The 14,202-nt window shown below is 52.5% G+C and carries 6 protein-coding genes; all 6 read left to right on the top strand.

The window, feature by feature from the left end:
* The first annotated feature begins 158 nt into the window (after positions 1-158).
* The 6 genes from ACEVG1_RS17040 to ACEVG1_RS17015 all read left to right on the top strand — a co-directional run bounded on the left by ACEVG1_RS17040 (position 159) and on the right by ACEVG1_RS17015 (position 14,191).
* On the top strand, positions 159-2,435 hold the full coding sequence (locus ACEVG1_RS17040) for an ATP-binding protein (RefSeq protein ID WP_374744929.1): 2,277 nt from the start codon (positions 159-161) through the stop codon (positions 2,433-2,435).
* Between the two features lie 148 nt (positions 2,436-2,583).
* On the top strand, positions 2,584-3,006 hold the full coding sequence (locus ACEVG1_RS17035) for a hypothetical protein (protein WP_374744928.1): 423 nt from the start codon (positions 2,584-2,586) through the stop codon (positions 3,004-3,006).
* A gap of 294 nt (positions 3,007-3,300) precedes the next feature.
* On the top strand, positions 3,301-7,461 hold the full coding sequence (locus ACEVG1_RS17030; protein WP_374744927.1) for an AAA family ATPase: 4,161 nt from the start codon (positions 3,301-3,303) through the stop codon (positions 7,459-7,461).
* A 275-nt stretch (positions 7,462-7,736) separates the two neighbouring features.
* Positions 7,737-8,804 carry a FecR domain-containing protein gene (locus ACEVG1_RS17025; protein WP_374744926.1) on the top strand — a complete coding sequence of 356 codons (1,068 nt, stop codon included), beginning with the start codon at positions 7,737-7,739 and terminating at the stop codon, positions 8,802-8,804.
* Positions 8,805-9,053: 249 nt separating this feature from the next.
* Positions 9,054-12,377, top strand: coding sequence for a SusC/RagA family TonB-linked outer membrane protein (locus ACEVG1_RS17020; protein WP_374744925.1), 3,324 nt, complete (start codon positions 9,054-9,056; stop codon positions 12,375-12,377).
* A 23-nt stretch (positions 12,378-12,400) separates the two neighbouring features.
* A complete protein-coding gene (locus ACEVG1_RS17015) occupies positions 12,401-14,191 on the top strand; it encodes a RagB/SusD family nutrient uptake outer membrane protein (protein ID WP_374744924.1) in 1,791 nt (596 codons plus the stop codon).
* Positions 14,192-14,202: the final 11 nt, after the last annotated feature.

The raw sequence follows: 14,202 nt of genomic DNA, 5'->3' as shown, positions 1-14,202 counted from the left end.
CTGGCCGTTTCCGCTATAGGGTTGATGCATCAAATGTTTTTTTAAAATTTCTACCCATATAATTCGAATTAGTATAACTATCTTTATATGACTAATAGCAATAAGCTAAGTAACTTTTGGAGCTATTGAATAGGGGTAATCTAAGGTCATAAACGATTATGAGGGAAGTGTTCCAATATGCACCTATCGGTGTTTTACTGGCAGATGGTGAAGGTAGGTGCACGTTTGCCAACGAAGCCTGTTGCTCTATTTTTGGGATTCCCGACCGCAGCATGCATGGTTTTGGATGGACCGGGTTCGTATCTGTAGCGCATCTGCGCCAGGTTATGGACATACTGAAAGAAATCGAGGCGGGTCAGAAGCCCAAAGGCCGTTGCGAAATCGCTGTCATGCATCCACGGCTAGGCACGCGTTATTGTTGCATTGACCTCTGCCGGGCGACTGAAAATCAAAAAGAAGCATGCCCCGTCGTGATGTATATACAGGATATGTCAGAAGACCGGGAGTCAGTGCGCCGTCTCAATTATATGATGACGCTGATCGAAGACATTGTTTTCGAAGTAGACGGCAACCACGTATTCAAGAATGTATGGGTTTTGGACGAATCGAAGCTCTTTATGCCGAAGGAGCACTTTCTGGGCAAAACGATCACACATGCCCTCGGCGAAGAGCGTGCACCCATCTTTGCGGGTCCCGTTGCCCGGACGATCCGCACCGGTAAACAGACGACCATCGAATACCCACATATCGATGCGGCAATCGAAAAATGGTACCAGCTGAAGGTTGTACCGGTCGTACTACACGGCGGGCCCGAAGATCAGCGATTCGCATTAGCTGTCCGGGAGATCACCGAAGAGGTTCAACGGGAACGCGCGTTGCGGGAAACCCAAGTCAAAATTGAGCGGAGTAACGAGTTGCTGAATATCAGCCAACAGCTTAGTCAAACAGGCGGCTGGGAATACGACTTGTTATCTGGTGAGGTATCCTGGACAAGTCAGATGTACGTTATATTCGGTCTGCCGGAGGATACCGATATAGTCAATTTTGATACGAATGTTTCCCTTTATACCGAGCCTGACCAGGAAGTGGTGATTCGGTCGCTCGAAAAATGCAAAGTAGACTTGCAGCCCTATACCATGGAGCTGCAAGTAAACACCCCGCAGCACGAAGCCAAATGGGTGCGTGTACGGGCCGTACCCGTAGTGGAGAATAACCAAGTTGTCAAATTGATTGGCGCGCTGAGGGATATCACCAAAGAGAAGTTGGAAGCCATCGAATTGCTGAGGGCCAAAGAAATAGCCGAGCGTGCTGCTCAGGTCAAATCGGACTTCCTGTCGGTGATGAGCCACGAGATTCGGACGCCACTCGTTGGCATCATCGGCTCGAGCAACCAGCTCAACCAGATTCGCTTGCCCGAGCAGGAAGAAACGATCAATAACTTGCTGTTCTCGTCAGAACACCTGCTTCGGCTTGTCAATGATGTTCTCGATTTCAATAAAATGGAAAGCGGGCAGTTGCGGCTGATCCAGGCGGAGATCAATCTGTTGGAATTGGTTGACAATATCAGGAACCAGTTTCAAGCCATGGCCGAGGCGAAGGGCATTGCGTTGGTGGCACAGATCGATGTGGCTGTCCCGGCCCGGATTACGGGCGATCCGACGCGTCTCAGCCAGATTCTTTACAATCTGGTGAGTAATGCCATCAAACATACGGATATAGGATCGGTTACCATCGCTGTGCGGAAATTGGCGCAATCGGACAATTCCGTCACGCTGCATTTTTCGGTACAAGATACAGGGTCCGGTATCCCGGAAGTCTATCATGAGGAAATATTTAAGGATTTTAGGCAGTTGATCCAGCAGCCCAATCAACCTTATGCAGGGTTTGGGCTGGGGCTTACCATTACTAAACGGCTTATTGAGTTGCACGATAGTCATATCCGGCTCCGGAGTTCCCCCGGAAGCGGGGCTGAATTTTGCTTTGACCTCCGTTTTACGCTTCCGGTGGAGGACACCTCGACCGCTTCCGGGGTGGTTCTGGTCGGTTCTGCTGCTTGCCAAGGAAAATTCGGAAGCATGAAAGTATTGCTCGTAGAAGATAACCCCATCAGTACCACGGTTATCAAGAAGCAGCTGGAAGAGCTGGATATTGTACCCGATTGCGCGGCGGATGGGGAGGAAGCCCTCCGTTATTTGATGGGCGGATCGTATGCAGTTGCCTTGGTTGATCTGCACATGCCCAAGATGGATGGCTTCGTGTTGTCAGAGATCATCTGCCGGGAATACCCCGATATCCAGATCATCATCCTTACCGCAGACATCATGGCCGACACCAGGCTGAAGTTTGCCAAAATGAATATTCTGGGTATCCTGAATAAACCGTTCCGGCCGGCCGACCTGGTCACGGAGCTGGCTAAGGTAAAAGCAGCGGGATAGTGTTTCATGAGGATCACGACCGCGCATGGGAAAAAGGCTTTCCGTTATTTAAAAACATAGGCGACACGACGCTCCTAAAACTCGTAAAAACCAAAACGTTCGAATCGGTAGAATAACCCAAGTAAGTATTTCGTAATTTTGTGTCATCATGGTTAAGCGGTACCGTAAGTTACTTATCGGGTTGGTGGTTGCCGCCTTTGGCGCGTTGCTGGTTCAGGACTTCCTGCAACGCCGGGGACCGGCCGATTTGAAAGGGGGGTTCGAAGAAATCGCATTTGTCCGCAACGAGCAGAACAAGGGCGGTATCGTGCGAATATATGCTTTCAGCGTGGCCGACACCCTTGATGCTGATTACCTGGGGTGCGGTGAGCTATTACCCCACAACGATTACGGCAGCATGACGAAGGCTTACTTCTTTCAGGCAGGAAAAGATGCCCCGAAATCCCTCCAGCTTGAACCGCCCCACTTTGATACCGCGCATTTCCACCCTGTAGCCGTCTATCTCAAAAACAAGGATGGTCACGTTTTTTTTTACTCCCCACAAAACAAACGCTCCGTTTCTCCGTTATAAGTACAGGTTTAGGTTGATAGCCCCTAACCCCATTGGGGCGGACCCGTCTGGTTTAAAACGAGACGGGTTTTTTTTGGTCACCGCATGATATTCTTAAAATACTCATTGTTGAGTATTTCAACCATCGGGTACTTGCAGTATATTTGCTAAGTGGGTGGTCCGGCATGGATCGTACGCCGCCATCCACAGACTTGCAGTAAACCTATGTCTCATGCGCTTATAGTTGATTGGGTCGGGAGTAACGCCTCCGGGGAGGCTTGGCCATGTCAAGCGCTCATCGGCCAATAAAGAATAATGATGATGAAAATTGATTCAAACCACGTAAAAGCCATCGGTGGCTTGCTGCTAAGCGGCGGGGCAAATATACTTTTGGCATCGGGCACCGGCGGCTTGTCGCTCCCTTTCTCTCCCCTCGTTGCGAAACTCTGCGAATCGATTTCGGCCAACATTGCCTCCAACCATATTGCCAAACTGGGCAACCACGGTTTTGACCACCTACTGAAACGAATCAATAACAAGGGGACGGACCCCGACAAAATCAACCACGACCTCGAAAACCTATTTAAGAAGTCGAGCATTGCGGCGTTGGAATACATCCGATCGTCGTACCTGAAAGGCTTCGGCGATGAGGAAAACTTCTTCCGGGTGATAAAGAGTAAGTTTACTCCGCGAAAAGACAACGAACGGCAGAAGTTGCTCAAACAGATCGATCGTTTTTTTGACGCAAACATCGAGCAGATACGGAAGGAAATTATCGAGGGCGGCGCCATCGACATAAACAAGGAAGATGTAAAGCATCCCGAAAAATTTCTGGGTGCCATTGTAGACATCTTTTTCTCGCAGGCCGATACCGCCTTGGACGCGGCAACGATCGAATCCTTGAGGTCGTTTTTTACGGCACATCTTCCCTATTGTTTTGAACTGGCATTCAAAGAGTCGTTGAAACACCACGAGGTTGGCTTCAAGGCATTCCAAATCTGGATATTGGAAGACTTGAGGGCCCAAAACGCCGACAACGCCGCCGCGCTGCAGGAAATCGCACAGGCTATCGGGGAGCTGAAAAACGGGGGTAGCTTTCTCGACAAAAAGAAGCAAGAAAAGGAATGGCAACGATGGACCGATGAAGTCTATGCGATTGCTGAGTCGAACCTGCAGGGCATTAAAGCGGTATTTTCGGAGATAACCAGCCAGATGCATAGCCGGTTTGACGCCATTGACCATAAGTTGAACGAGATACACAGCAGCATCCATGTGTTGAATACGGGTATCAGCGGCATTGACTCCAGGCTGGCAGACTTGGTTGATAAACTCGATGTACTCCACGAGAATAAGCCCGTCGTACACAAGCTCTCGTCGCCACCCAAACCCGAAGTGTTCATCGGCAGGGAGCACGATTTAAACAACATACGTGCCTTTTTCGACCAGCACCGGGCCGCTATCCTGCTGATTTCCGGATTCGGCGGGATGGGCAAGAGCTCGATCGCCAGCCAGTATTTCCATTCGTTCCACTCGGCATACAGCCACGTAATGTGGGCGGTGGGGAAAAGCCATTTCAAGGAGGCACTCCTGGCACATGCAGACATGCTCCATTTGCCGATCGCAGGCAATTTGCCCGATGAAGTGAAGTTGAGGGCGCTGGTCAGCAAACTGGAAAACCTGGCCCGCCCATGCCTGCTGGTCATGGATAATATTGACCGCATCGATGACCTGAAGCAGGTGAGGGCCCTGCTGGGCCGCTTAAGCAATTTCCACATCCTCATCACCACCCGGATCAAAGAATTTGAGACGATGCATGTGTACCACCTACCGGAATTGACCAAAGAGAAAGGGCTCGAACTGTTTAAATGCCACTACCCCTTCCATCTACCCGAAGACGACGAATTGTTCTTTGATATATTCAGGCTGGCACACGGAAACACTAAAATTATCGAATTGTTATCCAAAAGACTGCACATCGAAAACCGGGACGAAGAAGTGTACCCCCTCTCCAAACTACTGGAAAACCTGCGGCAGAAAGGCGTGTTGGGGTTGGGGAGCCAAACCGTCGTCGAATCAGACGTGGAAGGAACCGTAGAAGACATCATTATGGCCATGTATGAAATAAGTGACTTGAGCAACAGGCAAACGGAGATACTGCATGTGTTTTCCATCCTACCTGCCGAAAGCATCCCATATCCCGTCTTAAAGCAACTGCTTGTACACCTGGGCGACTTCGGCGAAGACATAAATTACCTATACAAAAGCGGATGGCTCGAAAAGCAACGCGAAAACAGGATGGCGCTCTACAAGATGTCGCCCCTCATCCAAGATATCGTTAAAAAGAAAAAGGGCCTTTCGCTGGGCGCGGAGACGCTGTCGCTAATCCGATCGGCCGCTAACGTGGCCCCCACTACCCAGTTCAACTATTACCTGAGCATCCATGAAAATCTAAAGTCGGTATTTGAATCGACCAACGTAGCGGAACTAACCGACGAAGCGAAAGAGATATTGGCGCTTTTCTTCTATGCCATGGGAGAACACCACCCCAACACCACCGAGAGAGAAAAGTATACCGCCATTTCCCTGGGCTACTTCGAACATATGCGCACAATCAAGGAGCTGAACAACTATCTTGAAAAGAAGCGTGCCTACCGAAATGACGACAAGGACAAAGCATACCTGAAAACGTATGAAGACGAACTCACCACGGAAGAAAAGACAACCATCCTCAATTACTATCATATGCCACTCCAGTTGATGGCTAATATCAAACTTGATCTGGAAGATTTGACAGGCTGCGAACATTATTTCGGCACGGCCTACCGAATCATGCAATTATTTACATCGACCCTATCTAGTGACCCGCCACCTTATGTATGGTTCGACTACTTTTCCTACAACCGGTACTTCGCAAAAATAGGCCGTGAGCGGGAAGCGGAGGCCTTTTTCTTCAATATGTACAAGCAGCTAAAAAGCAAGCTGTTTTCAATACTTGACGAGAACGAAGCGAAAAACCCGCGAATCAAAAATAGCAGTGGCGTATATCATTTCAGCGAACTGGCTGCCGCCGAATTAGAGCAAGCGGAATTAAACCTCCAGTACACTTCCATTGCGGCACACGAGTTGGCGAAGCTATTCAGGAAACAGGAGCGATTTGAAGAAGCGGTTTATTTCCACAACCGCGCCGTCAGCCTACTGCACCTGCGTGAAGACGTCAATCACGAGAATGTAGCGGTCTGCATTATGAACCTGGCCGCAACCTATTTATTAATGAGTGGCAGCGAGCACATCCCCGCGGCAGACGAGCTGCTGGTCAAAGTTTACGAATATTACAAGGCAAATCACAATGAGGAGCAATCATCCTTCGGCTACTACTATGCACATAAAGTTACCTTTGCTATCAACAAAGGCGAAGGGGTAGGCACGTGGCTGGGTTATTACCACAAAGCGGTGGCCATTTTCACCCAGCATTTCGGTGAAGCGTATTCCCTTATTTCAGATCTAGACGTCAAATGCTACGATCACCTCAAGGGCCTTCCGTCTGAACAAAAACTAAGGGCAGAATTTGGACAAAAAATCATCCGGGCATTTGTTGACCACTTGGATACAACCATCAACAAGTTCGGTATGCACCATCCGTCTTTACTTCGCGGGATGATGCTGGCCTACGAACTACTGATACAGCAAGACCGATTGGATGAAGCCGAAACACTGATCAACAAGCGAAGCGAGTGCTTGCGCCTCAGAAGCCTGCGCACCGAGGTAAGAACGTTTGGTTTGCCCGTCCGGGAAATAAATGATGCCGCCGAAAAAGAGCGCATCGTGAAGCTGCTGAAGCCGGTAACGAGTTTGCCAACCGCCCTGAGCGAGTTTGACATCAGCATCATTGAGCTGCCTTTTTATAAAACATACGATCTATGCAAAATAAAGATCCGTTCGTCTCAATCAAATGTCTATAAGCACGTCTTAATCAGTGAGCACAGTGCCATATTTCTAGGTACTGACAATACAGTCATTTATGATTTGGGAGAAACAGACCTGCAGCTGGACCGGCATTCGGCCATCAACTACGCCCTCTTCTTTTTTGACAATGCGGTGGGCCGGCACGGCAAATTCTATCTGCTGAACGATGCCAAGGAAATCCCCTGGCGGGAAGATATCCAACCAGCGGAAAGGGCGTTGTTTGAAAAGTTGAAAAATAACCTCGTCATCCCACCACTGAAACTCCTTTCGGCAGATGACGAGAAGATTGTCCTGCAATGCCATTTAGTTTTCCGAAACACCTTATTCAAAAGCAATATTATTATCGATTTACACAACGGTATCGTCCAATTGACAGATTCCGACCAGCTATTCATTGACGCCAGTGAAGAGCCCTGCGTGTTGGTAGAAGCCGAGGCGTCCGACTCTTACCTCAATTTAAACCCCAACCGGGTTTTAATTGACCAAATCCAGGCCCGTATCGACCCGGGTTAATGTTATTTAACATCTCTTAACAAATTAATAGCAACAAAACGGCGAGCTGTGCGTTATATAGACAGTTAGTAAAATTTATAACATTGTCTTTTCATAATTTAGGTTTATAATTGGTTAGTTAGTAAAGCCCCGATCCTCCCCGTTTCGGGGCTTTCTTGTTCATTTCCTTTTCCGTATCGTTTCAGCAGTTATAGAAAACGAATCATCTTGTCAAAAAAATGTAATAGGCACCCCCCCATAGACATCCTTTTTCCGTATTCTATAGAAAAGGCATCATGGAAAGCAGGGCGTCACGGTTGGAAGCGCTGATTCGGAAGTATCGGTCGGGCGCAATTTCGGAAGCAGAAGGGGCTGAATTGCTCGCACATGCAGAGGAGGAGACGCTGAAGGCGTTGCTCCACGATATGCAGCAATCGTTTCTTGCCGCCGAACCCGATGAATTGCTGCTGGACAGACAACGGGCAGCGCGTATGCGGCAGGAAATCTGGCAGCAAGTTAGACCAAGAAAGAAGATCAGGCCCCTGCGCCGGTGGCTTATTCCGGCCGCTGCTGCACTCTTGTGTGTGGCGGGTGCAGCCTATCTCTTGCAAAAGCGTGCCGCGGATACCGAAGTTTGGCAGGAGCTGGCTACTGCAGCCGGTGAACAACAACGTATCGTACTGCCCGACAGTACGGTCGTTTATCTCAATGGAAAGTCCACGCTTTCCTACCCCTCGCAATTCCAGGGAGCACAACGTGTGGTGCAGTTGAGTGGCGAAGCATTTTTTGAGGTTTCCCACAATCCAAAGCGTCCGTTTTTCGTGGTTGGCAAAGATTTTACCACCAAGGTGTTGGGCACGGCGTTCAACGTAGATACCGATCTGGCCCCCGGGATTGCCGTGGCCGAGGGAAAGGTGCAGGTGGTGAGCGTTGCCCAAGAGCGCGTGCGGCAGATCGTGGATCAGCCGACATCCTGGTGGTCAACGTTGGGCCTACAGCGACCTGCTCGGGTAGACGACGCTTGGTCTGCCGATACGGCACGCAAGGAAGCCATCCTCACGGCCAATCAATACCTATCGGTTGATACCGTATCGGGCGGCTTGGCGCTCGGCCAAGGCAGCGCGCCCAATTGGCGAACCGGTGAACTTGCTTTTTACAACACGCGTATAGAACAGATAGCCCTACAGCTCAATCGCTACTATGGCGAGCAGATCGAGGTGGATGAGGCTATAAAGGGCTGCGAGGTAACCCTGCCGGCCATGAACAAGTCGCTCGAACAGGTACTGCACACGCTGGCCCGCCTGCGTCAGGGCACCGCAGTGAAAACACAGCAAACATGGCTCCTCCGGGGCAAAGGCTGCTGATACCGATGAATGTTTACTAACCAACCTGATGATGAAAAAGAAAAAAGCACCCGAATAAACCCGATAGCCCAAAGCAAAAAGTCGGCAAAACCACGTTTCACCGACTCCTTTACTGAATGGTATCCGCAACGGAAAGCCTGAGAAACTTGTTGCGGCTACCTGAGTCATTACGAATTGTTTACCCTATTCAGTTATGCAAATATGCAAAAAAATATATGTTTAAGAAGTTGTATATCATCTAAATTCATTATGCGTTTATCGGTGTTTGCTTGCGTGGCAAGCATGACGGTCGGATTGGTGCTGGCGGCCAATCCGGGATATTCACAATACGAGCTGGAGAAAAAAGCGAACGTGCGGTTCAATGGCCTATCCCTGGCCAAGGCGCTGGAGCAGTTGCAACGGCAAACGGGTGTGCCGCTGGCCTATCAGTCATCGGCGTTGCCGAAGGCACCGGAAGTGACCTACTCCGCCCATAAGAAAGTAAAGATGATACTGGCCGATGTATTGGCCAACTATGACCTCACTTACGAGGTTAAGGATGGCTTCGTGCTGCTGAAGCCGCAATCAAAGCCTATCCGCACGGTAGCAGCGCCTAGCACGGTCCAACAGCCCATCGAGATTACCGGTACCGTGCAAGATACGGTGGGCAACTTCCTCACCGGCGTAACGGTTTACGTGGCGGGTAGCCCCCAGATCGGATCGGCTACCGACATCAACGGTCGCTTCGTGCTCGCCGCACCGCCGGACGCGACCCTGGTATTCACCTACCTCGGCTATGTGGAACAGCGAATCACGCTGGGCGCCCAGCGCACACTCACCGTGGTGCTTCGGGCCGCCGAGGAGTCGAGCCTCGACGAGGTCGTGGTGGTGGGCTTCGGCCAGCAGAAGAAAATCAGTGTGGTGGGTTCGCAAGCCACCATCAAGCCGGAAGAACTGAAGCTGCCCGTGCGCAACCTGTCGAACTCCATCATTGGCCGCATCCCCGGCATCATTGCCGTGCAGCGCAAAGGTGAACCCGGGTATGATGGCTCAGATATTTGGATACGCGGCATCGCTACGCTCGACGCCGCCCTGAGCCGACCACTGATCCTCGTCGATGGTGTACCGCGCAGCTTGAGTAACATCGATCCCGAGGATATTGAGAGCTTCTCCGTGCTCAAAGACGCCTCAGCTACGGCCGTATACGGTGTGCGTGGTGCCAACGGTGTCATCATTCTCACCACCAAGAAGGGGTCGCCCGGCAAACCGCGCTTCAACGTGCGCTACAACGAGGGTATCACCCGGTTCGTGAAACTTCCCGAGTTTGCCGATGGTCCCACCTTCATGGAGATGGTCAACGAAGCAAACATCAACATGGGGCAGACGCCCACCTACTCACAGGAGAAAATAGCGGAAACGCGCGACGGTACCGACCCGTACCTGTCGCCCAACGTCGACTGGTTCGATGAGCTATTCCGCGATTTTGGCCGCATGCGTTCCATGAACGCCAATATCGATGGCGGTTTCGACCGCGCCACCTACTACGTTGGCCTTGGCTACTACCAGGAGGAAGGGCAGTACCGCGACGTGGAGACTATCGACTACGACTTCCAGTCGAAAGCCAAGCGGTTCAACGTCACCACCAACCTCACCTTCAAGCCTACGGTCACCACCGATATCCAGCTGGGGGTCCAGGGGTACCTTATGGTGGGCAATTCGCCCGGTAGGGGCGAGGGCACCATCTTCGGGGCCGCCTATGAGCGTACGCCCATATCATTCCCCGCACGGTACCCCGACGGGCGCATTGGCGACCTCAGCACCAGCGGTCTCACCAGTCCCTATGCCCTTCTCACCCAAACTGGGTATTCCACTTATTGGGACAACAACGTGATGTCCAACCTGCGCATCACCCAGCAGCTACCCTTCGTGCTCGACGGCCTGTCGTTTACGGCCATGGCTTCGTTCGATGCATCCAACTACAACAAACAGAACCGCACGAAAGCATCCGACACGTGGCATGCCGAGCGACGCAACGCCGAGGGCGAGCTGGAGTTCATCCAGAAATACACCGGCTCACGCTTCCTGAGTTATAACAAAGAGGCGGCCGGATCGCGGCAGCTGTACGTCGAGTCCGCACTGAACTACGTTAAAACGGTGGGCGACCACAACGTTACGGGTATGTTCCTCTTCAACCTCAGCGACCAGTCCAACTCGCAGGCAGACAACCTGGAGTCTTCCCTGCCCTACCGCAGCCTCGGTATCGCGGGTAGGGGTACGTATTCTTACCAGAATAAATACCTGGGTGAGGTCAACTTCGGCTATAACGGGTCTGAAAACTTCGCGCCCGAAAAGCGGTACGGCTTTTTCCCGTCGGTGGGCCTCGGATGGGTGGTCTCTGAAGAGCCTTTCTTCGAAGGCGTCAAGCCGGTGATGAACTTTCTGAAATTCCGCGCCACCTGGGGTAAGGTGGGCAACAGCAATATCGGCGGCCGCCGCTTTGCCTACCTCAATACGGTATACGAGAATGTAGACGGTTACCAGTTCGGCAAAGACCAGAGCTACGGGTATAACGGCAAGGCGCAAAACGAAATCGGGGTCAACGTGGGGTGGGAAACTTCCACCAAATACAACCTGGGTATAGAGGCGTGGTTTTTCAACAGCATGCTGAATATCCAAGCCGACCTGTTCAAAGAGCAGCGCGAAGACATCTTCCTGCGTCGGCAGGGCTTGCCCGGCTACCTCGGCGTGCGCAACGCTCCCTATGGCAACATCGGCAAGGTAGACAACCAAGGCATCGAAGGGCAGCTCACCTTCCAGAAGGTGTGGGGCGACGTCCGTCTGCAAGTATTGGGCAACTTCACCTTCAACCGCAACGAAGTGGTGGAAGACGACCGCCCCTGGCCATACGAATGGCAATACCGCACGGGGCGCAAGGTCGGCCAGAACTTCGGGCGTATAGCCCTCGGCTACTTCAAGGATGAAGCCGAGATTGCCAACGCCCCCTTCCATACCGGCACCGTACGGCCCGGCGACATCCGCTACAAAGACATCAACGGCGACGGGAAAATTGACAGCAACGACGAGGTGCCCATCGGTTACGGCGACATCCCCGAGATCGTCTATGGCACAGGCTTCACGTTCGGCTACAAGGCGTTCACCCTATCGGCACTCTTCCAGGGCATCAGTAACGTGGATATCCTCGTCAACGGCGAAGGCGTCTTTCCCTTCCGGTTCAGCACCAACAACGGCAATCTGATGAGCAACATCGGCGACCGGTGGACCGAAGCGAATCCCAACCCGGATGCGTTTTACCCCCGCCTCAGTATCGGCGAGCTCAATGCCAACAACGTGACCAGCACGCATTGGTTGCAAAACGGCCGGTACCTCCGCCTGAAATCGTTGCAGTTTGCGTACGACCTACCCAAAGCCTTTGTGGCTAAGGCGGGCCTGCGGGGCGCAAACATCTTCTTTTCGGGCATCAACCTGCTTACCCTGTCGGAGTTCAAACTATGGGACGTCGAATTGGGCAACGGCCGGGGGTCTACGTACCCCAATGTAGCAACGTATAGCTTCGGCGCAACCCTGAATTTTTAAGAACCATCAACGAAGAATAACGAATGAAACGCATATATCTCTTATTGACTACCTTTTCGTTGTTGCTCCTGCAGGCGTGCAACAGCTTTTTCGATCAGATGCCCGACGACCAGTTGACGCTGGACCTGGTGTTTCAGAGCAAGCAATATTCCGAAGAGTTCCTGGCCCATGCCTACAGTTACGTGCGCGATGAAGCCGACCGCAAAGGCGGCGTGCCGTTCGATCCGCTTTCGGACGATTTCGATGTACCGTACAGCGAGTCGCCCGCCTATCCCTTGAATATCGGCAACTGGAACGCCGCTTCGGGCAATTACAATTTTTGGCAGGACTATTACCGGGGCATCCGCCAAGCCACCTATTTCATTCTGCACATCGACGAGAACCGCGAGCTGCAAGGCATGGCTGGTGGCCCCCAGCTGATTAAACAGTACAAAGCCGAAGCGCGGTTCCTGCGCGCCTTCTTCTATTTCAATCTGCTGCGGCAATACGGTCCCGTCATCCTCATCGGCGATGAGATCATCGAAAGCGACCTGGACGGCAATGACCCCAAGATGAACCTGCCCCGCACACCGTATGACGCATGCGTGGACTACATCGTCAGCGAACTCGACCTAGCCGCCACAGACCTGCCGTTGCACTTCACGGCGCAGAGCGAACGCGACTACGGCCGCGCCACCAAAATAGCCTGCATGGCCGTGAAGAGCCGCCTCCTGCTTTATGCTGCCAGTCCGCAGTTCAATGGCAATACCGAATATGTCGACGTGGTCAATCCCGATGGTACGCCTTTGTTCAACACCCAGTACAATGCCACCAAATGGGAGCGGGCGGCGAAGGCCGCTAAAGACCTGATCGACCTCGATATCTTGGGCCTGTATAAAGTGGCCGGCGACGACGGCAACATCGACCCCTACCGTTCCTACCGGGATATCTTCCTTACCCCCTGGAACAACGAAGTCCTCTTCGCCCGCAAGAGCAGCGACCTCGGCTGGCCTTACGAGAAGCATACCGCCCCCCGCCCCATCGGCGGGTGGCCCAGCTACTCGATTACGCAGCAGCTGGTGGATGCCTACGAGACCGCATCCGGCAAGCGCATTGACGAACCCGGCACCGACTACGTCGAAAACGGCTTCTCACAAGCCGACGGTACCTATACCGAAGCGGGCACGTACATGATGTACGTCAACCGGGAGCCCCGGTTTTATGTCACGGTGCTGTACAATGGGTCTTACTACCCGTCGCGCGTCAACGGCGACCAGCGGATGGAGTTCTTCCGTACCGGCTCGTCGGGGCGCGACGGCGCGCGCGACTACCCCCACACGGGCTACATCGTGGGCAAGAACATCTCGCCCAACTCAGATGTGCGTAATTCGCAATTCATCTCCCGGCCGTATGTCCTCTACCGCTATGCGGAAGTGTTGCTGAGCTACGTAGAAGCCCTCAACGAATCGTCGCCGGGGCATCCCGATATCGCCACCTACCTCAACGCCATTCGCGAGCGGGCCGGCCTTCCGGGCGTGCCTCAGAGCCTGGGCCAATCCGAAATGCGTGAGCGTATCCGCCACGAGCGCCGCATCGAGCTGGCCATCGAAAACCTGCGTTGGTCGGACACACGGCGGTGGAAAATCGCCGATCAGACCGATGGCGGCGAATTCTGGGGCATGAATACCGGCGCCGGTACGTCGCTGCACGACCCCGCTTATTACCAACGGACCGTCTTCGAACGGCGGGTATTCCGCAAGGAATACTACCTGTTCCCCATCCCGCAGTCGGAAATGGACCGCAACAGCAATCTCGTGCAAAATCCCGGTTGGTAACTTAATCAGAC

This window comes from Parapedobacter sp. 2B3 (assembly GCF_041925275.1).
Lineage (GTDB): Bacteria > Bacteroidota > Bacteroidia > Sphingobacteriales > Sphingobacteriaceae > Parapedobacter > Parapedobacter pyrenivorans_A.
Note: the sequence above shows the minus strand (reverse complement) of the source record. Positions and strands in the feature narration are given on the sequence as shown.